This is a genomic window from Methylobacterium fujisawaense (assembly GCF_014138435.1).
Classification (GTDB): Bacteria; Pseudomonadota; Alphaproteobacteria; order Rhizobiales; family Beijerinckiaceae; genus Methylobacterium; species Methylobacterium fujisawaense.
Genome location: NZ_JACJIM010000001.1, coordinates 969,619 through 995,703 on the forward strand (window position 1 = coordinate 969,619; position 26,085 = coordinate 995,703).

At 71.8% G+C, this 26,085-nt stretch carries 24 protein-coding genes; 9 read left to right on the forward strand and 15 right to left on the reverse strand.

The features are described 5' to 3' along the window. Window positions 1–62: 62 nt before the first annotated feature. The gene (gene nhaA / locus GGQ91_RS04660; RefSeq protein ID WP_043379344.1) at window positions 63–1,259 is read left to right on the forward strand and encodes a Na+/H+ antiporter NhaA; all 1,197 of its coding nucleotides are present in this window, start codon (window positions 63–65) and stop codon (window positions 1,257–1,259) included. A 60-nt stretch (window positions 1,260–1,319) separates the two neighbouring features. After that, a complete protein-coding gene (locus GGQ91_RS04665) occupies window positions 1,320–3,077 on the forward strand; it encodes a carbamoyltransferase family protein (RefSeq protein ID WP_182591455.1) in 1,758 nt (585 codons plus the stop codon). A gap of 54 nt (window positions 3,078–3,131) precedes the next feature. Here the strand turns inward: GGQ91_RS04665 and GGQ91_RS04670 are convergent, their stop codons facing one another. The 5 genes from GGQ91_RS04670 to GGQ91_RS04690 form a co-directional block, all read right to left on the reverse strand. Beyond that, window positions 3,132–3,482 carry a hypothetical protein gene (locus GGQ91_RS04670; RefSeq protein ID WP_182591456.1) on the reverse strand — a complete coding sequence of 117 codons (351 nt, stop codon included), beginning with the start codon at window positions 3,480–3,482 and terminating at the stop codon, window positions 3,132–3,134. 151 nt (window positions 3,483–3,633) lie between these two features. Beyond that, complete coding sequence (locus tag GGQ91_RS04675) at window positions 3,634–4,107, reverse strand: SRPBCC family protein (RefSeq protein ID WP_043379349.1); 474 nt, start codon at window positions 4,105–4,107, stop codon at window positions 3,634–3,636. Between the two features lie 172 nt (window positions 4,108–4,279). Further along, window positions 4,280–4,957, reverse strand: coding sequence for a haloacid dehalogenase type II (locus tag GGQ91_RS04680; protein ID WP_053609372.1), 678 nt, complete (start codon window positions 4,955–4,957; stop codon window positions 4,280–4,282). Between the two features lie 71 nt (window positions 4,958–5,028). Beyond that, entirely contained in the window at window positions 5,029–6,555 is a 1,527-nt protein-coding gene (gene murJ, locus GGQ91_RS04685; RefSeq protein WP_043759736.1) for a murein biosynthesis integral membrane protein MurJ, read from the reverse strand. A gap of 199 nt (window positions 6,556–6,754) precedes the next feature. Beyond that, on the reverse strand, window positions 6,755–7,354 hold the full coding sequence (locus tag GGQ91_RS04690) for a superoxide dismutase (RefSeq protein ID WP_043351079.1): 600 nt from the start codon (window positions 7,352–7,354) through the stop codon (window positions 6,755–6,757). A gap of 300 nt (window positions 7,355–7,654) precedes the next feature. Here GGQ91_RS04690 and GGQ91_RS04695 point away from each other — a divergent pair, with 300 nt between their 5' ends. Beyond that, window positions 7,655–8,527, forward strand: a complete 873-nt coding sequence (locus tag GGQ91_RS04695) for a hypothetical protein (RefSeq protein ID WP_043379354.1) — start codon at window positions 7,655–7,657, stop codon at window positions 8,525–8,527. A gap of 130 nt (window positions 8,528–8,657) precedes the next feature. On the opposite strand, the gene GGQ91_RS04700 is transcribed toward GGQ91_RS04695, so the two are convergent. The 4 genes from GGQ91_RS04700 to GGQ91_RS04715 form a co-directional block, all read right to left on the reverse strand. Then, window positions 8,658–10,373, reverse strand: a complete 1,716-nt coding sequence (locus GGQ91_RS04700) for an HWE histidine kinase domain-containing protein (protein WP_053609373.1) — start codon at window positions 10,371–10,373, stop codon at window positions 8,658–8,660. A gap of 169 nt (window positions 10,374–10,542) precedes the next feature. Further along, window positions 10,543–11,277: a tRNA (guanine(46)-N(7))-methyltransferase TrmB gene (gene trmB, locus GGQ91_RS04705; protein ID WP_043759730.1), complete on the reverse strand. Its 735-nt coding sequence runs from the start codon at window positions 11,275–11,277 to the stop codon at window positions 10,543–10,545. A 346-nt stretch (window positions 11,278–11,623) separates the two neighbouring features. Beyond that, window positions 11,624–12,802, reverse strand: a complete 1,179-nt coding sequence (metK, locus tag GGQ91_RS04710) for a methionine adenosyltransferase (RefSeq protein ID WP_043379362.1) — start codon at window positions 12,800–12,802, stop codon at window positions 11,624–11,626. A 171-nt stretch (window positions 12,803–12,973) separates the two neighbouring features. Next, on the reverse strand, window positions 12,974–13,381 hold the full coding sequence (locus GGQ91_RS04715; RefSeq protein WP_043346443.1) for a helix-turn-helix domain-containing protein: 408 nt from the start codon (window positions 13,379–13,381) through the stop codon (window positions 12,974–12,976). A gap of 634 nt (window positions 13,382–14,015) precedes the next feature. Between GGQ91_RS04715 and GGQ91_RS04720 the strand changes: the two genes are divergently transcribed. The 3 genes from GGQ91_RS04720 (at window position 14,016) to GGQ91_RS04730 (ending at window position 17,087) form a co-directional block, all read left to right on the forward strand. After that, window positions 14,016–14,843 (forward strand): thermonuclease family protein, encoded by an 828-nt coding sequence (locus tag GGQ91_RS04720; RefSeq protein WP_182591491.1) that lies wholly within the window; start codon window positions 14,016–14,018, stop codon window positions 14,841–14,843. Window positions 14,844–14,848: 5 nt separating this feature from the next. Beyond that, window positions 14,849–16,333, forward strand: a complete 1,485-nt coding sequence (locus tag GGQ91_RS04725) for a M48 family metalloprotease (protein WP_043379364.1) — start codon at window positions 14,849–14,851, stop codon at window positions 16,331–16,333. A 73-nt stretch (window positions 16,334–16,406) separates the two neighbouring features. Next, window positions 16,407–17,087, forward strand: coding sequence for a glutathione S-transferase family protein (locus GGQ91_RS04730; RefSeq protein WP_043346447.1), 681 nt, complete (start codon window positions 16,407–16,409; stop codon window positions 17,085–17,087). A 31-nt stretch (window positions 17,088–17,118) separates the two neighbouring features. Here GGQ91_RS04730 and GGQ91_RS04735 read toward each other — a convergent pair whose 3' ends face one another. The 5 genes from GGQ91_RS04735 to GGQ91_RS04755 form a co-directional block, all read right to left on the reverse strand. Continuing rightward, window positions 17,119–17,274 carry a hypothetical protein gene (locus tag GGQ91_RS04735; protein WP_167380420.1) on the reverse strand — a complete coding sequence of 52 codons (156 nt, stop codon included), beginning with the start codon at window positions 17,272–17,274 and terminating at the stop codon, window positions 17,119–17,121. Window positions 17,275–17,359: 85 nt separating this feature from the next. Next, a complete protein-coding gene (locus GGQ91_RS04740; protein WP_043346438.1) occupies window positions 17,360–17,797 on the reverse strand; it encodes an EamA family transporter in 438 nt (145 codons plus the stop codon). Between the two features lie 182 nt (window positions 17,798–17,979). Beyond that, window positions 17,980–20,247 (reverse strand): xanthine dehydrogenase family protein molybdopterin-binding subunit, encoded by a 2,268-nt coding sequence (locus GGQ91_RS04745; protein WP_053609377.1) that lies wholly within the window; start codon window positions 20,245–20,247, stop codon window positions 17,980–17,982. Window positions 20,248–20,255: 8 nt separating this feature from the next. Beyond that, window positions 20,256–21,263: an FAD binding domain-containing protein gene (locus GGQ91_RS04750; protein WP_043354027.1), complete on the reverse strand. Its 1,008-nt coding sequence runs from the start codon at window positions 21,261–21,263 to the stop codon at window positions 20,256–20,258. Next, window positions 21,260–21,784 (reverse strand): (2Fe-2S)-binding protein, encoded by a 525-nt coding sequence (locus tag GGQ91_RS04755; protein WP_043379471.1) that lies wholly within the window; start codon window positions 21,782–21,784, stop codon window positions 21,260–21,262. The genes GGQ91_RS04750 and GGQ91_RS04755 overlap by 4 nt, the downstream gene beginning before the upstream one ends. A gap of 273 nt (window positions 21,785–22,057) precedes the next feature. Between GGQ91_RS04755 and GGQ91_RS04760 the strand changes: the two genes are divergently transcribed. Next, a complete protein-coding gene (locus GGQ91_RS04760; protein ID WP_043379370.1) occupies window positions 22,058–23,443 on the forward strand; it encodes a M20/M25/M40 family metallo-hydrolase in 1,386 nt (461 codons plus the stop codon). Between the two features lie 4 nt (window positions 23,444–23,447). Here the strand turns inward: GGQ91_RS04760 and GGQ91_RS04765 are convergent, their stop codons facing one another. Next, window positions 23,448–24,176: a ParA family protein gene (locus tag GGQ91_RS04765; protein ID WP_043354018.1), complete on the reverse strand. Its 729-nt coding sequence runs from the start codon at window positions 24,174–24,176 to the stop codon at window positions 23,448–23,450. A gap of 270 nt (window positions 24,177–24,446) precedes the next feature. Between GGQ91_RS04765 and GGQ91_RS04770 the strand changes: the two genes are divergently transcribed. Continuing rightward, window positions 24,447–25,607, forward strand: coding sequence for an SMP-30/gluconolactonase/LRE family protein (locus GGQ91_RS04770; RefSeq protein WP_078947117.1), 1,161 nt, complete (start codon window positions 24,447–24,449; stop codon window positions 25,605–25,607). 6 nt (window positions 25,608–25,613) lie between these two features. After that, complete coding sequence (locus GGQ91_RS04775) at window positions 25,614–26,057, forward strand: MEKHLA domain-containing protein (protein ID WP_182591457.1); 444 nt, start codon at window positions 25,614–25,616, stop codon at window positions 26,055–26,057. The last annotated feature ends 28 nt before the right edge of the window (window positions 26,058–26,085 follow it).

Consider the following 26,085-nt stretch of genomic DNA (forward strand, 5'->3'; position numbering starts at 1 on the left):
CGCCATAGGGGTTACGGTCGCGCCCTTGCGCCCACCTGGGATGCGCGGCAAGGCCTGCTGCGATGACATCTCCCCACACCGCGCCGCGGAGGCGGGGCCCGCGCCCCCTCTCGATCATCCGCACGCTGCTCGCCGGCGAGGCGGTGGGCGGGCTGATCCTGATGGCGGCCGCCGCCCTGGCGCTCGTCGTCGCCAACGGGCCGTTCGCCGAAACCTACGCGCACGGGCTCCACGCGGCCCTCGGGCCGATGAGCGTCCAGCACTGGATCAACGACGGCCTGATGGCCGGGTTCTTCCTGCTGGTCGGGCTGGAGATCAAGCGCGAGGCCCTCGACGGGCGGCTGCGCACCTGGCCCGACCGGATCCTGCCCGGCTGCGCGGCTCTGGGCGGCATGGCGGTGCCGGCCGCCTTCTACGCCCTGGCCAATCTCGGCGCCGGCACCCTGCGGGGCTGGGCGATCCCGGCGGCCACCGACATCGCCTTCGCGCTGGGGGTCCTGGCGCTCCTCGGATCGCGGGTGCCGGTCTCCCTCAAGATCTTCCTCAGCGCGGTCGCCATCGTCGACGATCTCGGCGCCGTCGTGGTGATCGCGCTGTTCTACAGCTCCGGCCTCGACCTCACCATGCTGGGGCTCGCCGCCCTGGTGGTGGCCGCCCTCTACGGCCTCAACCGGGCGGGGATCGGATGGCTTCCGGCCTACGGGCTCCTCGGCCTCGTGCTCTGGGTCCTCGTGCTGCGCTCCGGGATCCACGCGACGATCGCGGGCGTGCTGCTCGCGCTCACCATCCCGATCCGGGTCAGCCCGGGCCGGCCGGAGGATGCGCTCTCGCCCCTGCACCGGCTGGAGCACGCCCTCGCCCCCTGGATCACCTACTTGGTGGTGCCGGTCTTCGGCTTCGCCAATGCGGGCGTGGACCTCTCGGGCCTCACCCCCGAGGCCCTGCTCCAGCCGGTGACGCTCGGCATCGCGGCGGGGCTGTTCCTCGGCAAGCAGGCCGGCGTGTTCGCGAGCCTCCGGCTGGCGGTGGCGCTGGGATGGGCCAAGCGCCCGGCCGGGGCCGGCTGGGGGCAGGTCTACGGGGTCGCGGTGCTGTGCGGGATCGGCTTCACCATGAGCCTGTTCATCGGCGGCCTCGCCTTCCCGGATCCGGAGCATGAGACCGCCGTGAAGCTCGGCGTGCTCGCGGGCTCGGTCCTGTCGGGGCTCGCCGGCGCGGCGATTCTGCTGCTGGCCAAGCCGCGGACCGCCACGCGATAGCGGCGTCCCGCGCACGAGGCGGGATCCGCTGCGCGGAAAAATGCGCTACCCCGCGTCGGCATGCGCTTCTATCTCGGCCTCGCCACCACCTTCCACGACCCGGCCCTCGCCCTGGTCGGGCCCGACGGCACCCTGCTCTTCGCCGAGGCGGCGGAGCGGGTCCTGCAGTACAAGCGCGCGCCGAACTGCGAGCCGGACGCCCCGGCCTTGATGGCGTCGCTGCTGAAGGACCACGTCCCGCCGGGCTCCGAACTCGTCGTCGCCTCCAGCTGGGGCCCGCAATTCACCGACTTCCTGCGTGGTCAGGCGGGCACCGGCGCCTTCGACCTCATGGCGCTGTCCGCCCACACCACGGCGCTCAACCGCTCCTTCGTGCCCGAGCAGGCCGAGCGGGTGTTCATCGCCGACCTCCACGGCGCGCAGGAGCGGGCCGGCCACGGCACCCTGCTGGCCCTGAACCAGGAAGCCCGGATCACCGGCGCGGCGCCCCGGGCGACCATCGCCGGGCAGCGGCGCTACCCGCACCACCTCTGCCACGCCGCCTACGGCCTCTGGGGCAGCCCCTTCGACACGGCCACGGCCCTGGTGGTCGACGGCATGGGCGAGACCGGCGCGGCGGCGATCCACCGCCTGGAGGGCGGCCGGATCACGGAGCTGCGCCGCCATCGCGGGCGCGGCTCGCTGGGGTTCCTGTACGGGCTGATCACGGATCTCGCCGGCTTCGACCAGGTGAAGGGCGAGGAGTGGAAGATCATGGGGCTCGCCCCCTACGGGCGGTCCGATCCGGATCTCGCCGCGCTGCTCGGCCGGCTCTGCACGGTCGAGGGCCACCGCCTGCGCTATGCCGACGCGGAGACGATCCGCTCCGTGGCCGCGGAGATCCGCGCCCGCCGCCCCGCGGACGCCCTGGAGACCGGCTGGGCCGATCTCGCCCGCTGCGGCCAGGATCTTTTCGGCACCCTCATGGACGCGCTGGTGGCCGAAGCCTACGCCCTGGCGCCCACCGAAAACCTCGTGATCGCCGGCGGCTGCGGGCTGAACTCCTCCTACAACGGCCGGGTGCTCGGCCGCTCCGGCTTCACCCGCCTGCACGTGCCCTCCGCCCCGGCGGATGACGGCAACGCCGTGGGCGCCGCGTGGCTCGCCTACGCGGAGGACCATCCGGACTGGGCGGGACCGCCGCACGCGCAGCGCCCGCTGACCCCCTATCTCGGCTCGCGGGTCTCCACCGGCCCGATGGAGCGGCTCGCCGAGCAGGAGCCCCGCGCCAAGCGCGTCGGCCACGCGGAGGCGACACGCGCGGCGGCGCGGATCCTCGCCGAGGGCGGCCTCGTCGGCTGGGTGCAGGGCCGGGCGGAGTTCGGGCCCCGGGCGCTCGGCAACCGGTCGATCCTGGCCGATCCGCGGCCGGAGGGCGCCAAGGACGCCCTCAACGCCAAGGTGAAGTACCGGGAGGCGTTCCGGCCGTTCGCGCCGTCGATCCTGGCCGAGGCCGGGCCGGACTGGTTCGAGGATTACGCCGACAGCCCCTACATGGAGCGCACCCTGGTCTGGCGCGAGGCGGTCCGGGCCCGGGTTCCGGCCGTGGTCCACGCGGACGGGACCGGCCGGCTCCAGAGCGTCACGGCGGCGCGGAACCCGGCCTACGCGGCCCTGATCGGCGCCTTCGCGGCGATCACCGGCGTGCCGATCCTGCTCAACACGAGCTTCAACGTGATGGGCAAGCCGATCCTCCACGGCGCGGAGGACGCGATCCTGATGTTCTACACCACCGGCCTCGACGCCCTCGTGGTCGAGGATTGGCTGGTGGTGAAATGAAAAGCGCCGCGCCCCCGGGGGACGCGGCGCCGGTCGCGCGACCGCGCGGATGCCTTACTCGCAGACCTCGACGCGGCGGTAGGTGAACTCGCCGTCGCCGAGCCATTCCTTGCGGCGCTCGTAGTGGCAGATCGGGCCGCGGCGCTCGCGCACCACGATGGTCTCGGGCTCCTCGACCACGACGCGGCGCGGGCGGTACTCCGGCGGGGGCGGCGGGGGCGGCGGGTTCGCGCCGTTGACGAGGGCGCTGCCGACCATGCCGCCGACGACGCCGGCCGCGAGGCCGCTTACGATGGCACCGGTCTGGTCGCGGGCGGTGGCCGGGGCGACCGCCCCGAGCACCAGGGTCGCCGCGAGGGCTGCGGCCCCAGCGCGAATCATCGTGAAGGAACCGTTCAAGGACACGCGAAAGATCTCCCGTTCGTGTTGAGGACGATCCAACACCGGGAGGATTAAGAATCCCCGAAGTGGGCCAATTGAATTGTGTGCCGGATATGGCATCGGCCCGTCCGAAGTTCCTGGGCGGAGGCGCGCAGGGCCCGCCTCCGCCGGCCGGCTACTTCGCCTTGTCGGCGATGCCCTTCAGGCCGGCCTCATAGACGCCCGCGATGGCCTCTTCCGCTTTCGCGTCGGGGGCGCCCTTGGCCTTGAACGTCCCTTTCCAGGTCACCTTGGAACCGCTGCCGGCCTTCGCGACCATGATCGTGGAATGATAGTCCGTGACGGGCAGCGGGCCTTCCAGGATGGTGTAGGTGTAGTCCATCTTGGTGTCGTTGCGGGATTCCTCCTCCTCGACGATCGTCCCGCCACCCTTCAGGCTGAGCGTCCGGACCGCCTTGCCGCCCTTCTTCGACAGGGCGCATTTCTCGATCACCGGATGCCAGTCGCCGATCCCGCAGAACCCGCCGATCGTCTTCCACACGGCTTCGGGCGACGCGGCCACATCCACCGACTTGGTGACGTCCAGGGCCCAGGCCGGCCCCGCCGCCCCGAGGCAGATCGCGGCGGCCGCCAACAACATACGCTTCATCAGTCGCTTCCTCCCGCTCGACGCTCGATTTCCCGGCGTCCGAGTCAGGCCCAAACCAAGAGCGACACGCCCACGTTGCAAGGTCGACTTTAGTCCAAGACGCGGCCGAAAAATTCTGCCCCGGCCGCGCTGCGGGCCATCCGGTGCACCGCGTCCCCCGCGGGCTCGGATGTCAAAGCAGACCGTCGAGGGCCCCGATCACGACCGTCGGCGCCGAATCCATGTACTCGTCGGGCAGGCCCTTGCGGTTGACCCAGGCGGTCCGGAACCCGAAGACCCCGGCCCCCGCCACGTCCCAGCGGTTCGACGAGCAGAACAGCACGTCGCCCTGCCCCACCGCCAGCCGGGTCAGGGCGATCCGGTAGGCGTCGGGATGGGTCTTGAACACCTGCGCGTCGTCCACCGAGAGAACCGCGTCGAGGTGGTCGGCCAGCCCCGCCGAGGCCACCGCCCGGTCGACCATGGCGGCGTTGCCGTTGGTGAGCACCGCCGTGCGGATCCCGTGCTTGCGCAGGGCCGCCAGCACGCCCGGCACCTCCGGATAGGCATCGAGGTCGCGGTAGGCGTCGAGGAGCCGCTCGCGCAGGCCGGGATCGACCTGCGGGTGGACCGCCAGGGCGTAGTCGAGTGCCCGCACGGTGAGGTCCCAGAAGGCCGCGTACTGGCCCATCAGCGACAGGGTCCAGCTGTATTCGAGCTGCTTGTTGCGCCAGACCTCGGAGAGGTGGGCGGCGTCCGGCCCCACCGCCTCGGCGTATCGCTGGACCGCGGCGTTCACGTCGAACAGGGTGCCGTAGGCGTCGAACACCGCGGCCTTCACGCCCGCGAGGGGTCCTGATGCGTCGGTCATGGTGTTCCTCACTCGGTGCTCTCGCCCGATCTGGGGCCGGACCCGCGCTGCGGCGAGCCCGGCCGGGTCACTCAGGCCCGGCGCAGGCGCAGGCCGAACAGGTGCAGAAGGCCCGCCAGCAGGCCGCCATAGACCAGCGCTCCCACGAGCCCCAGCACCGCCAGGACGACGAGGTCGCGCCCGTGCGGGAGGGCCGGCACCAGCGCCTGGACGAGTCCCTGGCCGTAGACGGCGACTGCCGCCAGCCCGAGGCAGGCCAGGGCCACCCCGGCGACGGTGAGGCCGAGCGTGCGCCCCGGCGCCGTCCAGTTCCGGCGCTTGGCCAGGACGAGCAGCAGCAGCAGGTTCACCCATTGGCTGACCGCGGTGGCGAGCGCCAGCCCGGTGACGCCGTAGGGGCCAGTCAGCCAGAGCTTCAGGACCACGTTGACGCCGATCGCCGTGAGGGAGGCCCAGAGCGGCGTCTTGGTGTCCTGGCGGGCGTAGAAGCTCGCCACGGCGCTGCGCACCAGCACCACCGCCGGCAGCGCCAGCCCGTAGGCCGCCAGCACCGAGGCCGCCCGGGCCGCATCCTCGGCGCTGAAGGCGCCGCGCTGGAACAGGGCCGCCATGATCAGGCCCGGGATGGTCAGGAAGGCCACGGTGAACGGCGCCGACAGGGCCAGGGAGAAGCCCGCGGCCCGGTTCTGCGCCGCGTGGGCCCCGGCCACGTCGCCGGCCGCGATCCGGCGGCTCATCTCCGGTAGCAGGACGGTGCCGGCCGCGATGGCGATGACGCCGAAGGGCAGCTGGTAGAGCCGATCGGCGTAGTAGAGCGCCGAGACCGCCCCGGTGGGCAGCCAGCTCGCGATGATCGTGTCGGCGAAGGCCGCGATCTGGAAGCCGGCCGAGCCGACCACCGCCGGACCGAGCACCGTGAAGAAGCGCTTCAGCGCCGGATCGAGGCGCGGCACCGCGAGGTCCGGCATCACCCGGACCCGGCGGCAGCCCCACCAGAGCAGGCCGAACTGGAGCACGCCCGAGACGGCGACGCCCCAGGCGGCGGCGTAGGCGGCGTTCGGGAACAGGAAGCTCACACTCAAGGCCGCCAGCATGGCGAGGTTGAGCAGGACCGGGGCGCCCGCCGCCACCGCGAAGTGCCGGTGGGCGTTCAGGATGCCCGACAGCAGCGTCACCAGCGTCATGAACAGCAGGTACGGGAAGGTGATGCGGGTCAGCGCCACGGCGAGCTGGAAGCGCTCGCCGTCCTCGGCAAAGCCCGGCGCCAGGGCGTGGACCACCCAGGGCATGGCCGGCAGGGCGAGATTGAGCAGCACGAGCTGCACGATCAGCATCAGGGTGAAGACGCGGTCGGCGAAGCGGTGCGCCGCCCCGGGCTCGCCGGCCTCCGCGAGCCCGGCATAGGCCGGCACGAAGGCGGTGTTGAACGCGCCCTCGCCGAAGATCGCGCGGAAGTGGTTCGGGAGCCGGAAGGCGACCACGAAGGCGTCGGCCATGGGCCCGGCGCCCATCACGGCGGCCATCACCACGTCGCGGGCGAAGCCGGTGACGCGGGAGACCAGCGTCCAGCCGCCGACGGACAGGATGGAGCGGATCATGGGGCGGGGCGCTGCCGGGATGGTGTCTCCCACCGCGGAGGCGGATAGGCGCGCCCTGGGAACGTCGCGGAGGTCGCTGGGAGGGAAATGGCCGGACCCTTTGCACCGGGTCATCCGGCGTCGGGCGCATCAAGAGCCGGTTTCCGCCGCCACCTCAAGGGTGCCGCGGACACAAAGCCCGCGGCACCGGGGAAACGCCTCAGCGGGTCGCCTCGGCGTACATCTTCTCGACGTGCTCCCAGTTCACGAGGTTCTCGATGAACGCCTTGAGGTAGTCGGGCCGGCGGTTGCGGTAATCGATGTAGTAGGAGTGCTCCCACACGTCGACGCCGAGGATCGGCTTGGCGCCGTGGACCAGCGGGTTCTCGCCGTTCGGGGTCTTCATGATCGCGAGCTTGCCGTCCTTGACGGCGAGCCACGCCCAGCCCGAGCCGAACTGGCCGACGCCCGCCTGGATGAAGTCCGCCTTGAACTTCTCGGCACCGCCGAGATCCTCGTCGATCTTCTTGGCGATCGCGCCGGGGATCGCGCCGCCGCCATTCGGCTTCATCCACTGCCAGAAATGGATGTGGTTGTAGTGCTGGCCGGCGTTGTTGAAGAGCGGCTGATTCGTGTTGTAGGCGGCCTTGACGATCTCCTCGACGCTCTTGCCCTGGAGATCCGTGCCCTCAAGCAGCTTGTTGCCCGTGTCGACATAGGCCTTGTGGTGCTTGTCGTGGTGGAACTCGAGGGTTTCCTTCGACATGTACGGCCCCAGCGCGTCGTAGGCGTAGGGCAGTTCCGGCAGGGTGAAGGTCATCGCGTCTTTCTCCGCTTAGCAGGGGGCGGCCTCGTCCCCGGCGGGGGTCCCGAGTCGAGAGCCCGCTAGGTAAGTCGGCGACCGCGGGACGGCAACGCCGTTCGGCCGCAGCGCGGGACGTTCCGTCGATCCCGAAGCCGCGGCGGCGGATCGGTCCGCGCGGCGGATTGCCGGGTGAGATCCGGACTATTCCGCTTTCCCGGACAATCTCAGCTCCGAGTTTTGCAATATGACCGGTAGGCCTTACTGTGCGACCGCCTTGAGTGCCGGCCGTCAGCCGGCCCGTGTCTAGAGAGTATCATGATCGCTGCGCTGTTCGCGCTCGCCGCCGCCATGATCATCGGGGGCTGCGCCGCCGTGATCCAGGGCTTCCCGTACGTGCGTCTGGAGAGCGGGCTCGCGATGGTGATCGCGGGGTCTGTGGCGGCCTCGTCGGGTGCGGTCCTCCTCGGCCTCGGCGTGGTGGCCCTCGGTTTCCGACGGGTCGAACGGGCGATCGGGCGGGGTCCGATGGCCGGCGCGCGGGAGGCCACCGCGGGCGCCGCACCGACCATGTCCCCCGACGAGGGCCGGATCCGGCTGCCGCCGGTCCTGCCGGCGGCGCCCGCCTTTATCGTGCCTTCGGTGGTGGAGCCGGCCTTCGACCCCGAGCGCCCCCGGATCGAGCCGAACCTGGAACTTCGGGCCGACGAGGCCCGCACGCCCGTCGCGGGTCCCTCGTTGGCCGAGGTGGAGAGACCCGTTCCGGCCGAGCCGCCGCCGCTGCATGTGGCGCCTCCCGTCCACGTGGCCGAGCCGATCCGCGCACCCGCGCCGGAAGCCCCGAAGGCCGAAGCCGCGCTCGCGCCCGACGACGACCTGTTCGCCGCCCCCGAGCCGCCTCCGGAATCCCGGTCGGAGGAGCCCCATAAGGGACCGCAGGAGGGACCGCAGGAGGAGACACCCGCCCTGCGCCCGAGCCTCGACACTCCCCCCGAGCCCGAGCCGGCTCCGAAGCCCGCCACGCGCACCGTGGTGGGGCGCTACGCCTCGGGCGGCAACACCTACGTGATGTTCGAGGACGGCTCGATCGAGGCGGAGACGCCGCAGGGCCGCTTCACCTTCGGGTCGCTCGACGAGCTGAAGGCCTTCGTGGATGGCGGCGGCGAGGCCGGGACCCGCGGCGCGGCCTGACCCCCGCGTCCGCGCGCGCGCAGCGCAGCGACCCAGGGCCGCGCGCCGTCTGCGGGCGCGGTGCGCTGCTCGATGGCCCCGTCCCCCGCAAGGACGGTGACCTGTCCGAGCCAGCGGCGGGGACGCGGCCTCACACCAGCGGGTTGAGGCTGTCGTTGCGCGGCGGGATCGGCGCCCGCATCGTCAGGGCGAAACCGCCGGGGGCGTAGTCGGTCGTCACCTCGGCCTGGACCTGGGTGATCAGGACGCGTTGCAGCAGGCGCGACCCGAAACCCTGACGGCTCGGCGGCGAGACGGGGGGACCGCCCGTCTCACGCCAGGAGAACCGCAGGATCCCGGCCGGTCCGCCGGGCTCCAGCGACCATTCCACCGCCACCCGCCCGGTGCGGTTCGAGAGCGCCCCGTACTTCGCGGCGTTGGTGGTCAGTTCGTGGATCGCCATGCCGATCGGCACCGCGATCTCGGAGGGCAGGTCGATCGCCGGCCCGTCGAGGCTGATGCGGCCCTCGGCGCCGCCGTCCGGCGCCACCTCCGCGTAGGGCTTCAGCTCGTTGCGCAGGAGGTTGGCGAGGGACGCCATCTGCCACGTGTCCTCGGTGAGGACCGAGTGCGTGTGCGCCAGGGATTTGATGCGCCCGACGAACGCCTCGTAGAAGCTCTCGATGCTCGACGCCGTCCGCGCCGTGGAGCCGACGATGGCCTGGACGGTGGCCAGCGTGTTCTTCACCCGGTGATGCAGTTCCCGGATCAGCAGGCTCTGGCGCTCCTCCGCGACCCGGCGGTCGGTCACGTCCGCCACGACGCCGATCAGGCGGCGCGGCAGGCGGCCGGGGGCGTCGCGCTCGAACCGCCCGGCCATGTCGATCGTGCGCCACACGCCGTCGGACTTGCGCCGGATCCGGCCGCTGATGTGGAGATCGCCGTCCTCCCGCAGCGCCTTGGAGATCGCCCGGCGGACCGCGGGACGGTCTTCGGGATGGAGGATGTCGTTGAGGAACTCGGTCTTGCCGATCGTCCCGTCCTCGGGCGTGTGCCCGAAGATCTCGTACATGTGCTCGTTCTCCCAGATCGCCTGATCCTCGAGCATGTGCCACTCGAAGATCCCGAGCTTGGCGACCGTGGTCGCGACCCGCAGGCGCTGGTCGCGGGACAGGATCTCGTCCCGTGCCTCGACCCGTGTGGTGATGTCCTGGATGACGCCGACCATACTGGCCGGTCTGCCGTCCGGGCCCGGCACGGCCTGCCCCCGCACCCGCAGGATCACGGAGCGCCCCGCCACCGTCGTGGCCGTGTCGAACTGATAGGGCTCGTCGGTTCCGGCCGCGTCGTCGATGAGCGCGCTCAGGCGGGTGAGTTCCGCCTGCGACAGGCCGGTCTTGAGCGCCTCCCACGAGACGGAGCGACCCGGCGGCCGGCCGAGGATCCGGGCGGCGCGGCGCGACAGGGTGAGAAGGCCCGTCGCCCGGTCCCAGCGCCATTCCCCGAGCCCGGCGGCCGCCAGCGCCTCCCGGTTCGCCTCGGAATGGGCGGCCGCATCCACGTCGACCGCCTCGACAACCAGGGTCAGGCCTGCGCGCCGGACCCGCACGTCGAGGGAGGTGCCGTCCGAGCGGCGCCAGAACTGGAGGCCGTCCCGGAGCCCCTCCGGTCCCTCGGTCAGGAGATCGGTGGCCGGCCGCCCGGGCAGGGTGCCCTGCGGCCAGCCGAGGAGATCGTGCAGCGCCCGATTGGCGGCAGCGATCGTCGCCTCGTCCGCCGACAGCACGACGAGGCCGATCGCGGCGTCGTCGAAGCCGGTGCGGGACGGGTCCGCCGCCGCCGGGTCCTGCCCCACCCTCTCATTCACTCGGAAGAATCCTCGAACGTGCCGTGGCACGCTCCCGCCGGAGATGAACCCCGCCCCGCGATCCGCAACCGCGGCGGGACTTCAGGATGGCGATCGAGCGTGACTGTGGCAAGGCGTTCCGCTCCGCCTGCGGCGACCGGGCGCCCGGGCGGCGCGATCGAGGCCGGTCTCAGCGCGGATGCCGGGCGAATTCCAGGTAGGTGGGCCGCCGCCCCGCGTCCAGCGCCTTGGCCTCGTAGCGCGTGCCGGGCCAACCCGGGAAGGGCTGCGTCCAGTCCTGCGCCCCCCGTGCCGTCCAGGTGAGGTCCGGGCAGCGCGCGGCCCGGACCAGCGTCCAGCCGGCGTAGTCGTCGATGTCGCTGGCGAAGCGGAACAGGCCGCCATCCTTCAGCACCCGGCCGATCTCGGCGAGCGAGGCATCGGAGACGAAGCGGCGCTTGCGCTGCCGGCGCTTGGGCCAGGGATCGGGATAGAGCAGGTAGACCCGATCGAGGCAGGCATCCGGCAGGCGCGCCAGGAGGGCGGTCACGTCCGCGTCGCGGATGCGGACGTTGCGCAGACCCTGCGCCTCGATCGCCGCCAGCAGCTTGACCACACCGTTCACGAAGGGCTCGGCGCCGATGATGCCGACGGTCGGCTGCGCGGCCGCCTGGGCGGCGAGGTGCTCGCCGCCGCCGAAGCCGATCTCCAGCCAGAGCGCCTCGGGCGGCGCCGCCATCGCGGGAAACAGCGTCCGCGGATCGAGGGGCCGGTCGTCCGGCGGCAGGTCGATGCGCAGGGCCGGCAGAAGCTCGGCGAGCCGGCGCTCCTGCTGGCCGCGCAGGCGCTTGCCCTTGCGCCGGCCGAAGAAGGCGCGCTCCAGCTCCTCGGCCGGCGGTGCGGCGCGTCCAGACGTGTCAGACATGGTCACGGTGCGCCGTCGAAGGGCTTGCGCATCTCAGCGGGGTTGCTCGGCGGCGTGGGACCTTCGTCCCGTGCCGGTGTCTCGCGCCGTCGGTCCGGGGGCCGCGGGCAAGCCCGGATCCGGGATCGCCGTCCCGACGCGGATCCGGATCCGCCGTCGCGTCTGGATGCGGGCTCCGCGGGGCGGCCCCGGATGACGGAGCGGTTGCCGGCCCGAGCCGGCCACCGGTCGGACCCAGGCGTGCGCGGCGCCGATCGCGGTGGGTGTGCGTCCGGCGCAGGCCTCGGACGACACCGGAACCGGCGCTGCCCCGAACCCGCTCCGCGGGTCCGGGGCGATTCCGTCCTCAGGCGAGGGCGGACTTCAGCTTGCCGGCGAGGTCGGTCCGCTCCCAGGAGAAGCCGCCATCGGCCTCCGGGGCGCGGCCGAAATGGCCGTAGGCCGAGGTGCGCGCGTAGATCGGCTTGTTGAGGCCGAGCGCCGTGCGGATGCCGCGGGGCGACAGGTCCATGGCGTCCATCAGCACGGCTTCGAGCTTGGCCTCGTCCACGTTCCCGGTGCCGTGCAGGTCCACGTAGATCGAGAGCGGCTTCGAGACGCCGATCGCGTAGGCGAGCTGGATCGTGGCGCGGCTGGCGAGGCCCGCGGCCACCACGTTCTTGGCGAGGTAGCGCGCCGCGTAGGCCGCCGAGCGGTCGACCTTCGTCGGATCCTTGCCGGAGAACGCGCCGCCGCCATGCGGGGCCGCGCCGCCGTAGGTGTCGACGATGATCTTGCGGCCGGTGAGGCCGGCATCGCCGTCCGGACCGCCGATCACGAACTTGCCGGTCGGGTTCACGTGCCAGGCCGTGCCCTCGTTGACCCAGCCCTGCGGCAGGGCCTTGAGGATGTAGGGCTCGACGATGGCGCGCACGTCCGCGGAATCGAGGGACTCGTCGAGGTGCTGCGTCGACAGCACGATCTGCGTGACCTCGACCGGGCGGCCGTTCTCATAACGGACCGTGACCTGGCTCTTGGCGTCGGGCCCGAGCTTGGCGGCGTCGCCCTGCTTCGCCTTGCGGGCGTCGGCGAGATCCTTGAGGATCTTGTGGGCGTAGAAGATCGGCGCCGGCATCAGCTCGGGGGTCTCGTCGGCGGCGTAGCCGAACATGATGCCCTGGTCGCCCGCGCCCTCGTCCTTGTTGCCGGCGGCGTCCACGCCTTGGGCGATGTCGGCCGACTGGGCGTGGAGGTAGATGGCGACGTCGTTGTTCTTCCAGTGGAAGCCCGACTGCTCGTAGCCGATATCCTTCACGGCCTCGCGGGTCAGGGCCTCGAGGTCCTTGAAGGTGACCGAATCGGGCCCGCGCACCTCGCCGGCGATGACGATGCGGTTGGTGGTGGCGAGGGTCTCGACGCCGAGCCGTGCCTCCGGCATCGCCGCGAGATAGGCGTCGACGACGGTGTCGGAGATTCTGTCGCAGACCTTGTCGGGGTGCCCCTCGGACACGGACTCGCTGGTGAACAGATAGTTTGAGCGCGGCATCAGACGGCCTCGGTTTCAGAGGTACGCCGTCGCGATCGCGGCGTTAGACCCTTCATGGGGCGGGCGTTCTCGCACCCGAGCAGTGGACGGTCAAGATGGAGGAACGAACGGATCCGCTATAACGAACGAAACGACCGAAAGAACGGCCGCCCCGGGGATCCCGCCGCGGCCTCAACCGCCGATCTTGCTCTCCAGGGCGCGGATGGCGTCGGCCACGTCGCGGCGCGCTTCCTCGGAGAAGTTTTCGGTGATGTGACGGCCCACGATTTCGGCCAGCCCCTTCAGGCCGCCATCCGACAGGGCCGATTGCTCGCGCTCGCCGAAGCCCGGCGCGACGAAGTCATCGTTCCGGGGCATGCCTTTGAAGAAGTAATCCATCGGCACGCCGGTCATCCGCGAGAAGATATCGAGATGGACGGCGCTGATCCGGTTGGTGCCCTTCTCATACTTCTGGAGCTGGGCAGCAGACATACCGAAGCTCTGCGCGACGCGGCGCTGTGTGAGCGACGCCTTCCGGCGCTGCTCGGCGATGCGTTGCCCGACATAGACGTCGCGCTGATCGGTCTTCTGGCCCGCCATGAAGTGCTCGTCCACCCCCGCCATGAATCCTGGCAGCAAAGCTTAGCGCGGCCCTCGGTACTTGTCACCGGCAGGCGGTCACCGTGGCGGACGATTTGCGCGCGGCTCCGCGGCCGGAGAGAATTGCAAGACGCGAAAACTTGGCGTCCCCGGCAGGGCTCGAACCTGCGACCCCAGGTTTCATACCACTTCGGCTTTCGCCGCCGCGTCCCGAAGGCTCGCGTTCGTGGCCTGGACTATCCCTTCACCGTGGGCTGGATCGCCTCCAGCCGTTAGGTGCCGCCCGTCTAGTCTCTACACCTTCCCGCCGGGGCACCGTCGGGCTTGGCTCGGGATCGGCAGAGCATCGGACGCCTGAGCGCCGATGCCGGAAGCTTTCCCCGACTTTGAGCGGATCCGCCGCGTGGTTTCCCGACGCGACGCCCAATTGAACCTGCTTAGGAAACCTGTGCTCTGTCCAGCTGAGCTACGGAGACAACCGCGTGCTCCATAGCATTCTCCCCGTCCGAGGCCAACCGCGCCCGGTGGAAAGGCGGACGGCCGGGGCTCGCGGCCTCGGGGGTGTTCCATGGGCGGGATCACGGGCTGGGAGAGACAGCGGAGCGCGGCAGCGGCGCGGGTGGTGCGCGCGGGGATGCGCGCGGCGGTGCGCGCGGTCGTGCTCACGGCCTCCCTCGCCGCGACGCCGGGCGTCCTGCCGGTCCGGGCCGCCCCGCGGACCAGCCTGTCCGAATGCATGGCGGGGCCGGCGCGCGTCGAGGTCATCGCGGGGATCGGCCCCCGGGGGGAGATCCGCCTCGCGTCGGGCGTCCGTGCGGTGCCGGACTCGCTGCGGTGGCCGGACGCGCCGGAGGCCGCATCCGCGGCCCAGGCCTGGCTGGAGGCCCGGCTGGGCGCCAGGGTCACGATGATTCCGCGCGGGCAGCCCGACCGCTGGGATCGGGTGCGGGCCGATCTCCTGATCGCGGAGGGTGAGGAGGATCTGGCGGGCGGCCTCATCGGGGCGGGCCTCGCCGTCGCGGACGCGAACGAGGCCGATTCGCTCTGCCGCCCCGCCCTGCGCCTCATGGAGGCGGCGGCCCGCGCGCGCAGGCTCGGCCTCTGGCGCGCGCCGCTTCCAGGGGCGCAGGACGGCCCGGCGCTCCGGGCGAAGGCGGGGCATTTCGTCGTCGTGGAGGGGCGCATCCGCCATATCGGCGAGCGGGGCGCGCGCACCTATCTCGATTTCGCGGCCCGGGGCACGGACGGGCTCACGGTGACGGTATCGAAACGCACTTGGCGAATGATGCGCGCCCGTGGTTTGAGTGCGGCCTCGCTCGAAGACCGGCGCGTGCGGGTGCGCGGCCTCCTCGAGGTCCGGCGCGGCCCGACCTTGGAGGCCGCCATCGACGGGATCGAGGTTCTGGACGAGGCGGACCGGCCGGAGGCCGGTCCGGACAGGGAACGGGAATTGCGGCGCTGATCGCGATGGGCGGGATCACGGGTCACATCATCGGGGCGTGCGTCCACGGGGCGGGACGCCGCCCGCGCGGTGCGGCGGCGCTCGGCGGGCTCGCCCTGTTGCTCGGCGCCTGCGTCGCCGACCAGACCGAGGCGACCGTGCGGCCGGCCGTGGTCCGGGTGCCCGCGGAGGCGCCGCGCACGACGGGCCGCGAGCGCGCCGCGGACGCCGACCACCTCAAGCTCGTGGCCTCCTTCGGGGGCGAGGCGCGGGCGCCCAACGTGATGCGGCTGCTCACGGAGGTGACGGACCGCCTCGTGCGGGCCAGCGACCGGCCCGATCAGAGCTACACGGTGACGCTCCTCGATTCGCCGGTGGTCAACGCCTTCGCGCTGCCGAACGGGCGGCTCTACGTGACCCGCGGCCTCGTGGCCCTGGCGAGCGATACCTCCGAGGTGGCCGCCGTCCTGGCGCACGAGATGGCCCACGTGACCCTCAACCACGCCACGGCCCGCAGCGAGCTGGAGCTGCGCTCGGCGCTCGTCAGCCGGGTCGTGGCCGACGTGCTGAACGATCCCGATACCGGCGCGCAGCTCCAGCACCAGTCCCGCTTCGCCCTGGCCCGGTTCTCCCGCGAGCAGGAACTGGAGGCGGACGCCACCGGCGTGCGCACCCTCGCCAAGGCCGGCTACGATCCGTTCGCGGCCGGGCGCTTCCTCACCGCCCTCAGCCGCTCGACGGGGCTGAAGGCCGGCAGCGCCAACGCGCCCGACATGCTGGCGACCCATCCGGGCACGGCCGAGCGCATCACCCAGGTCACCCGGGCGGCCCGCCGCATCGGCGCGCCGGGCATCGGCACCGACGACCGCGCCACCTACCTCGCGGCGGTGGACGGCCTCGCCTACGGCGACAATCCGCGCGACGGCGCGGTGCGCGGGCACCGCTTCATCCATCCCGGCCTCGGTATCGCCTTCGAGGTGCCGGAGGGCTTCACCCTGGAGAACACCCGCTCGGCGGTGCTCGGGACGACCCAGGACGGCAGCCGGCGCCTGCTGTTCGACCAGATCGAGGCCAAGGAGGGCCAGCCCCTCGACGCGGTGCTCAAGGCGAGCTGGAACGACGCCTTCGACCCGGCCGGCTTCGAGACCCGGGAGGTCGGCGGCCACCCGGCGGCCTTCGCGCTGTCGCGGGGGAAGGAGTGGACCTTCCGCCTCGCGGCGATCCGGATCGGCGATTCGACCTACCGGATGATCATGGCCGCCAAGGGCACCGCCGATCCCGACCCGGCCTTCCGCCGCTGGACCGCGACCCTCGTCGCCGTGTCGCCGGACGAGGCGGTCCTGCGTCCCCTGCGGCTGCAGGTGGTCCAGGCGATGTCGGCCAATGCCGAGGATCTCGCCCGCCGCATGGCGGTGCCCGACCGGGCGCTCGACCGGTTCCTCGTCCTCAACGGCCTGGAGCGCGGCGCCGCGCTGGTGCCGGGTCGCGGCTACAAGATCATCGTGGAATAGCCGCCCTGCGCGGCGGCGGCTTGTGCGTTCGCCCGGCCCGGACATCCTGCCGGGGTCGTTCAGGGAGAGCGCCGTGATTCGATTCTTCTACAATCTCAGCCCCAACCCCATGAAGGTCGCCCTCTGCCTCGAGGAGATGGGGCTGCCCTACGAGCCGGTGCCGGTCGATACCCGCAAGGGCGAGCAGTTCGATCCCGCCTACACGGCGGTCAACCCGAACGGGAAGGTGCCGGCGATCGTCGACGGCGACGTGACCGTGTTCGATTCGAACGCGATCCTGATGTATCTGGCGGGCAAGACCGGCCGGTTCCTGCCGGAGGGCGAGCCGGTCCGCGGCGAGATGCTGTCGTGGCTGATGTTCGTGGCCACCGGCATCGGGCCGTTCTCCGGCCAGTGCGTGCATTTCCGCCACTTCGCGCAGGACGGGGGCGCCTACGCCACCGAACGCTACACCTTCGAGGCGCGCCGGCACTGGGGCATCCTCGACCAGCGCCTCGCCGACCGCACCTACGTGCTGGGCGACACCTACACGATCGTCGACATGGCGGTCTGGGGCTGGGCCCGGATGGTGCCGTTCATCCTCGGCGAAGGCGCCTTCGGGGACCTGCCCAACGTCAAGCGCCACCTCGATGCGCTCAACGCGCGGCCGGCCGCGCAGGCCGCCGAGGCGCTGAAGGGCCGCCACGCCTTCAAGGCCGAGATGGACGACGAGGCCCGGAGCTTCATGTTCCGCGCCGTGAACAGCGCTGCCTGACGCTCCGCCGGATCCGACCGCTCCCTTCGCCTCAGGGCGCGGGAGCGGTCACCGTGAGCATCGGCAGGGTGACGGAGAGCGTGCCGGTCGGTGTCCGCTCGGTACCGAGCGTCAAACAGGCGGCGAGGCCGAGACACAGGGCGAGACCGATCAGCGAGGTCTCGAAGCCACGATAGACCCAATCCATGACGGTCCCCGTTCGCGAGGGACCGTCAGGATGCGCTCCACCGGTTAACGGATCTGTGCGCCGGCACGCATCCGCTGACCAGCGCTTACCAGCCGGATGCGACGAGGGCGGCCCCGGCGGCGATCAGGCCGACGCCCATCCAGGCGGCGAGGCTGAGGGTTTCGCCGAGCAGGGTGGCGCCGAGGATCGCCACCAGCACGACGCTGAGCTTGTCGATCGGCGCGACCCGGGCGGCGTCGCCCAGCGACAGGGCCCGGAAGTAGCAGAGCCACGACGCCCCGGTGGCGAGCCCCGACAGGGTGAGGAAGACGAGGCTGCGGCCGGAGATCTGCGCGAGGCCGCCGGCCTGCCCGGAGCCGACGACGATCGCCCCGGCGAAGACCAGGATCACGGCGGTCCGCACGAAGGTCGCGACATCCGACTGGACGCCCGAGACCCCGACCTTGGCGAGGATCGCGGTGAGTGCCGCGAAGCCGGCGGCGGCGAGCGCCCAGAAGCGCCAGGAGTGCAGCAGGTGGCTCACGGAGCTCTCACGCCGTTTCGGTTCCGGGCGCTCGGCGTCTTCGCGCGCGGAGCGACAGGCGGAGTGCCACGCCGACCGAGCGCGCACCCCCAGATCGCATCACGGCGCTCGCGATGCGGATGCGCCCGTGGACGTTGATGTGACCGCCGCGCCCGGGGCGCGGCGGCGCTCGGATCTCGGCTTCAGAGCAGCTTGTCGATCGTGATCGGCAGGTCGCGCACCCGCTTGCCGGTGGCGTGGAACACCGCGTTGGTGATCGCCGCCGCGGTGCCGACGATCCCGATCTCGCCGAGCCCCTTCACGCCGAGCGGGTTCGCCTTGTCCTCCTCCGCCACGAAGATCACGTCGATGTCGTAGATGTCGGCGTTCACCGGCACATGATACTCGCCGAGATTGTGGTTCATGAACCGGCCGATCCGGTGGTCGAGCATCGACTCCTCCTCCAGGGCCGAGCCGATCCCCATGACGACGCCGCCGAGAATCTGGCTGCGCGCGGTCTTCGGGTTCAGCACCTTGCCGGCCGCGATCGCCGAGACGACGCGGGTCACCCGGACCTGACCCAGTTCCTCGTCGACCTTCACCTCCACGAAGATCGCCGAATGGGTGTAGGCCTCGTATTTCTGATTGAAGTCCTTGTCGGGCCCGGCCTGTTCGACCGCCTCGACCTTGTCGACGCCGGCCGCCTGCATCACCTCGACCAGGGAGACGCTGCGGCCCGGATCGCCGGCAACCGAGATCCGGCCGTCCGCGAAGACGGCCCGGTCGAAGTCGACATTGGCGAGCGGCGAGTTCTCGAGCCCGCGGGCGAGCTTGAACACCTGTTCGCCGACATTGCGGCAGGCCTTCATCACGGCGGTGCCCGAGGAGGCCGCCGTCCAGGAGCCGCCGGCGACCGGCGCCTCCGGCAGGCGGGTGTCGCCGAGCTTGGTCGTCACCGCGTCCATCGGCAGGCCGAGGGTGTCGGCGGCGATCTGCGTCAGAATCGTGTAGGTGCCGGTGCCGATATCGCCGGTGGAATTGCCCACCGTCAGGCGGCCGTCCGGCGTCAGGGTCGCGATGGCGCTCGACTGCATCATCATCGATTCCCAGATGCCGGTGGCCACGCCCCAGCCGACGAGCTCCCGCCCCTCGCGCATGGAGCGGGGCTCGGGATTGCGCTTCGCCCAGCCGAAGCGCTCGGCGCCCTGCCGGAAGCAGCTCTTCAGCTCCTTCGAGCCGAAGGGCTTGCCCTGGGCGGTGGCGTCGGATTCGGCGTAGTTCTTCAGCCGCAGGGCGATCGGGTCCTGGCCGGTCGCATAGGCGAGCTCGTCCATGGCGGTCTCGATGGCGAAGACCCCGGTCACGGCACCGGGGGCGCGCATGTCGCCCGGGGTGGCGGTGTCGAGCTTGGCGATGCGGTAGGTCAGGGCCACGTTCTCGCAGCGGTAGAGAACCCCCGACCAGTTGACGATCACCTCCTGGTAATCCTCGAAGGTGGAGGTGCCCTGGACGGCGTCGTGCCGCAGCGTCGTCAGCGTGCCGTCCGGCTCGGCACCGAGCGCGACGGTCTGGAGCGCCTCGCCCCGGTAGGTGAAGGACCACATCTGGTCGCGGGTCAGGGTGACCCGGACCGAGCGCTTCAGCTCCTGGGCGGCCAGCATCGCTAGGAACGCCTGGTATTGGGGACGCAGGCCGGAGCCGAAGCCGCCGCCGAGATAGGGATTGAGCACCCGGACCTGATCGGGCTTCAGGCCGAACACGTTGACGAGGTACTGGTGGCTGTTCGAGACGCCCTGGATCTTGTCGTAGACCGTGTAGGTCCCGTCCTGCTCCACCACCACCGTGGTGGCGTGCGGCTCCATCGGGTTGTGGTGCTCGTTGGCCATGCTGTAGCCGCCCTGCACGCGGATCGGCGCGCTGCCGAACGCCTGGTCGGCGTCGCCCCACGGAGCCGGCGGCGGCTTGATGCCCTCGCGCTTGGTGGGCGGATCGTAGGCGTCGCCGCGCACGGCCTTGAGGTCGGTGACGGGCTCCTGCATCGCGTAGCTGACGCGGACGAGGGACGCGGCGTAGCGCGCGGTCTCGAAATCTTCCGCCACCACCAGGGCGACCGGCTGGCCGCTGAACACGATCAGGTCGTCGTAGAGGGCGCGGAAGGGCGAGCCGGGGGGCGCCACCGCGTCCTGGAAGTTCTTGTCCCGCCACGCGGTGCGCGGCCGGTTCGCGTGGGTAATGACCTTGAGGACGCCCGGGACCGCCTCGGCCTCGGCGGACTCGATGGCGGTGATCCGGCCCTTGGCGATGGAGCTGGACACCACATAGCCGTAGGCGAGGTCGGGCGCGGCGAACTCGCCCGCGTACTTGGCGAGGCCAGTGACCTTGGCGGGCCCGTCGATGCGGCTGCGCGGCGTGCCGACGAAGGTGTCGCGGCCGGTGGAGCTGAAGGTCTGGGGGTTCGAGGTCTGGGTCATGGCGGGGCCTACTGGATGCGCTTGTCGCTGAGCGATTGGGGCGTGCCGGCGGCGGCCTGTTCGAGGCCGCGCACGATGGCCCGCCGGGCGAGATCGATCTTGAAGCCGTTCTCCGATTGCGGCTTGGCTTCGGCGACGATCAGGTCGGCCGCGTCCTGGAAGCTGGCGCGGGTGGCGGGCTTGCCCTCGAGCAGGGCCTCGGCCTCGCGGTTGCGCCAGGGCTTGTGGGCGACGCCGCCCAGCGCGAGGCGCGCGGTCTTGATCCGGTCGCCGTCGAGTTCGAGCCCCGCCGCCACCGAGACCAGCGCGAAGGCATAGGACAACCGGTCGCGCAGCTTCAGGTAGGTGAAGTGCTGCGGGAAGCGGCTCTCCGGCAGGTCCACCGACACGACGATCTCGCCGGGGGCGAGGTTCGTGTCCGTCTCGGGGGACTCCCCCGGCAGGCGGTGGAATTCGGAGAACGGGATCGACCGCTCGCCCTGCGGCCCGTTCACCTGCACGGTGGCCTCCAGGGCGGCCAGCGCGATGCACATGTCGGAGGGGTGCGTGGCGATGCACTTGTCGCTCGTGCCGAAGATCGCGTGGATGCGGTTCATCCCGCCGATCGCCGGGCAGCCGGAGCCGGGCGCGCGCTTGTTGCAGGGCGTGGCCACGTCGTAGAAATAGTAGCAGCGGGTCCGCTGCAGCAGGTTGCCGCCCGTGGAGGCGGCGTTGCGCAGCTGCGCCGAGGCGCCGGCCAGGATGGCGTTGCGCAGGAGCGGATAGCGCGCCGTCACTCTGTCGTCGTACGCCACCTTGGCGTTGGTCACGAGCGCCCCGATCCGGAGCCCGTCCCCATGCGCCTCGATCCGGTCGAGGGGCAGGTGGGTGATGTCGATCAGCCGGCCCGGCTTCTCGACCTCGTACTTCATCAGGTCGATCAGGTTGGTGCCGCCGGCGATGAAGCGGGCCCCGGCCCCGAAGGCCTGCACCGCCTCCGCCACCGTGCCGGCGCGGACGTAATCGAAGCGGTTCATCGGGCGTCTCCCTGCATGACGTCCTCGATGGCGTCGACGATGTTGGTGTAGGCGCCGCAGCGGCAGAGGTTGCCGCTCATCGCCTCGCGGATCTCGTCCCGGGTGTGGGCGTGGCCCTCGTTCATCAGGCCCACCGACGAGCAGAGCTGGCCGGGCGTGCAGTAGCCGCACTGGAAGGCGTCGTGCTCGATGAACGCCTCCTGGATCGGGTGGAGGGCGTTGCTGCCCGCCCGGTCGCCGAGGGCGGCGAGCCCTTCGACCGTGGTGATCTCGGCCCCGTCCTTCATCACCGCGAGGGTCAGGCAGGAATTCACCCGGGTGCCGTTCACCAGCACCGTGCAGGCGCCGCACTGGCCGTGGTCGCAGCCCTTCTTGGTGCCGGTGAGGTCGAGCCGCTCGCGCAGCAGGTCGAGGAGCGTGGTCCAGGGCGCGACGCGGAGTTCGCGCCGCTGCCCGTTGATCGTCAGCGTGATGCCGATGGGCGTATCCGCCGACACCGGCGGCTGGGTCTCGAGTCGCATGATGTCGTCCACGGTCTGGGCCGGCCGGGGCCGGGCGGGAACGGATCGGCCGAAGCGGCAACCGGCAGAGACGCGCGGGCACCGGCCTGAGGGCTCGATCGATAACCATTCCAATCTGCGCCTGTTCCGGTGCGCGCTGTCTCACCCCATGATCGCTGGCGGGTCCGCGAAGCGGCTCCGGGGCCAATCAACCCGTCCTCCGACGTTGCCGCCCCCGCCCCGCCTCGGCTAACCCTCGTCCCGCAGAGTCCCCGCCGCACCCCGGAGCCCCCGATGGCCGCGCTCGACGCGATCCTCAACGACATCGACACGGATCTCGAGAACGCCCTGGAGCGGCTGTTCGCCTTCCTGCGGATCCCGTCGATCTCCACCGATCCCGCCTATGCCGGCCAGTGCCGCGAGGCCGCCGCCTGGCTCGCCAAGGACCTGACCGCGCTGGGCTTCGAGACCTCCGTCGAGGAGACCTCGCTCCATCCGGTCGTGCTGGCCCACAAGCCGAAGCCCGGAGCGCCGCACGTCCTGTTCTACGGCCATTACGACGTGCAGCCCGTCGACCCCCTCGACCTGTGGACGACGCCGCCCTTCGAGCCGCACCTCGCCGATGACGGGCAGGGCGGCAAGAAAATCGTCGGGCGCGGCGCCTCCGACGACAAGGGGCAGGTGATGACCTTCGTGGAGGCGTGCCGGGCCTATATCGCCATGCACGGCGAGTTGCCCTGCGGCGTCACGATCCTGATCGAGGGCGCCGAGGAGAGCGGCTCGCAGGGGCTCCCCGAATGGGTCGCCGCCAACCGCGACCGGCTCGGCTGCGACGTGGTCCTCGTCTGCGACACCGGCATGTGGGACCGGAAGACCCCGGCCATCACCTCGTCCCTGCGCGGCCTCGCCTATTTCGAGGTGAAGGTGACCTGCGCCGACCGGGACCTGCATTCGGGCTTCTTCGGCGGCGCCGCCCGCAACCCGATCCACGTCCTGTCGAAGATCATCGCCGACCTGCACGATGCCGACGGTCGCGTGACGATCCCGGGCTTCTACGAGGGCGTGCACGAGCGCCCGCCCGAGGTGCTGGAGCAGTGGCGCGGCCTCGGCCTGACGCCGGAGACCCTGCTCGGGCCGATCGGCCTCAAGGAGCCCGCGGGCGAGCGCGGGCGCATGCCGATCGAGCTGGTGCAGTCGCGCCCCTCCTGCGACGCCAACGGCATCATCGGCGGCTATACCGGCGAGGGCACCAAGACGGTGATCGCCTCGACCGCCTCCGCCAAGGTCTCGTTCCGCCTCGTGGACGACCAGGATCCGAAGCGGCTCGCCGAGAGCTTCGAGGCGTTCGTGCGGGAACGCGTGCCGGCAGATTGCCGGGTCGAGGTCATCACCTACAAGGGCTCGCGGGCGATCAGCCTGCCCTTCGACATGCCGCAGCTCGGAGCCGCCAAGGCCGCGCTGCAGGACGAGTGGGGCGTGCCGGCGGTGACCGTCGGGGCCGGCGGCTCGATCCCGATCGTCGGCGACTTCAAGCGGATCCTCGGGCGCGACACCCTGCTGATCGGCTTCGGCCTCGACGACGACCGGATCCACTCGCCGAACGAGAAGTACGACCTGACGAGCTTCCACAAGGGCACGCGCTCCTGGGCGCGGATCCTCGCGGCCCTCGGCCAGGGCTGAGCCGTCAGCGGGCGGAGGCCGACCGCATCTTCCCGTCGATCCAGGTCCAGAGGGCCCGGACCTCGTCGGCGGCCGGGCTGACGGGGGCGTATTCCGTGACGCCGAGCCCGGTCGCCAGGGCGTCCTGGTGGTCGACCCGGTGGATGATGCCGGGCTCGGCCAGGACGCCCAGGGCGCGCAGCTGCGCCGCGTAGGCGCTGGTGCGCGGCGAGGGCGGCGGCGGGCACTGGTTCAGCACCAGGGCCAGCCGCTCCCGCAGCCCGAGCCCGACGAGCGCCTGGAGGGTCGGCCGGGCGGCCACGATGTCGAGCCGCGAGGGGCGGACCGGCATCAGGACGAAGTCGGCATCCTTCAGGGCCGGCGCGAGGCCGGACGCGCTGCCGGCGGTGTCGAGGACGGCGAGCGTCGTGCCCTGCTCGGCGAGGATGCCGAGAATCTCCGACAGCTGGCCCATCTCCCAGGGCTGGATCCGGTCGACCGCGACGGCGTCGCTCTCGCGGTCGCTCCCGCGGTCGCTCTTGCGCAGGGCCCCCCAGCCGGCCAGGGATCCCTGCGGGTCGAGATCGAGGGCGGTCACCTGCTCGCCGGCCTCCGCGGCGGCGACGGCCAGGGAGGCCGCGAGGGTTGTCTTGCCCGTCCCGCCCTTCTGCACCGCCAGGGCGAGGACCCGCAGCGAGCCGGCGCCGGGCCGGGGCGCGGTGTCCGGCGCCGGTTCGGATCCTTCGGGATCCATGCGTATCCCACCTCTCCAATCTCAGGCCCGGGCCTCGGCCCGTGCGGCGCCGAATCGAGGTCCGGCACGATCGTGCTTACCGTGACGCCGCTGGCTGGGGCCAGCGTCGCGCGGCGGCGCCTGTGGACCGCCCGTCGCCGGCTGCCGATCGCCGCGGCGCGGATTCCGGCGCGCGGGATCGCCCGGACGGCCCATGCGTTGGGCCGGCATCCCGTCGGTCGCGCGCTGCGCCCCCGCCGGGACTCCGATGACCGCCACGCCGGGATCCGCATGCGCCTCGACCGCCGCCGCCTGATCGGAACGGGGCTCCTGGCCCTCGCCGCCCCCGCAGCCCGCGCCGGGACGCCGCCGCCCCCGACGAGCCGGCCTGCGGGGATTCTGGACCTCGCCATCGCGGCGGATGCGCCCTCGACCCCCACGGGACTCGCCATCGCCCGGGGCGGACGGATCTTCGTGATGATGCCGCGCTTCACCGGTGCGGAGCCGATCACCCTCGGCGAGGTGCTGCCCGACGGATCGGTGAAGCCCTACCCCGACGCGGCGGCCAACCGCCCGGATCCGCAGGCGCCGCAGGCCACCCTGTTCCATGTGCCGAACGGCGTCTTCGACCGTGACGACACCCTCTGGGTGCTCGATGCCGGCCTGCCGACCGGCAAGGGACGGCCGGTGCCGGGCGGCGCGAAGATCCTGGCGATCGATATCGGCCGGAACAGCATCCGCCGGACGATCCCCCTCGACGCGGGCGTGGTGCCGGATTCCTCGCTGAACGACCTGCGGGTCGACGTGCGCGACGGGCGGGCGCTGGCCTACGTCACCGATCAGGGGCAGGCCGGCGCGGGGGCGATCCTCGCGGTCGATCTCGACAGCGGGCGGGTGGTGCGGCGCCTCGCGGACCATCCCAGCACGCGCTCCGAGGAGGGCTTGGTCAAGTTCGTGGAGCGGCGGCCCGTGATGGAGCGGAAGGGCGACACGCCGGAGAAGAGCCCGAAGGGCGGCGCCAACGGCATCGCGATCAGCCCGGACGGACGCCGCCTGTACTACGCGCCGCTGATGAGCCGGCGGCTCTACGCGGTCGAGACCGCGGCCCTGCGCGACCCGAACGTCTCGGACGCGGCCGTGGCCGCCACGGTCAAGGACCTCGGCGAGAAGGGCATGACCGGCGGGCTGACCACCGATTCCGAGGACCGGGTCTATCTCAGCCTGCAGGAGCACAACGCGGTCGGCCGGCGCCTGCCGGACGGCACCGTGGAGGTGCTGGCCGCCGACGACCGGCTGATCTGGGCCGACACCTTCTGGATCACCCCGGACCGATGGCTCTATATCTCGGCGGCCCAGGTCAACCGGCGGCCGGAATTCAACCGCGGCCGGGACCTTCAGCAGCCGCCCTACGCGATCCTGCGCATGCGCATCGACGCGGACCCTGTCCTGTAGCGGATCATGACGGACCTCTCGCACGACCCGGACTTCTTCGCCCTGCTCACCGGCAGCTATGCGCGGCGGCTCGGCGAGTCCCTGGTGCCGGCCGGTGCCGATGCGGCCTGGCTGTACGCGGCGGCCCCCTTCGCGGTCCTCGCCCACGATGGCGGCGCGGATCCCCGCTTCGTCTACGGCAACCGGGCCGCCCAGGCCTGCTTCGGCTACGCCTGGGACGAACTGATCGGCCTGCCCTCGCGGCTCTCGGCCGAGGCGCCCGAACGGGCCGCGCGGCAGAGCCTCCTCGACGCGGTCACCCGGGACGGCTTCAGCCGCGGCTATCGCGGCCTGCGGATCGCCAAGGACGGGCGGCGGTTCTGGATCGACCAGGCGGTGGTCTGGCAGCTCGACCGCGACGGCATGAATGTGGGACAGGCCGCGACCTTCTCGGCATGGCGCGACGCCTGAGGAAGCGGCCGATCCTGCCGGCTCCGTC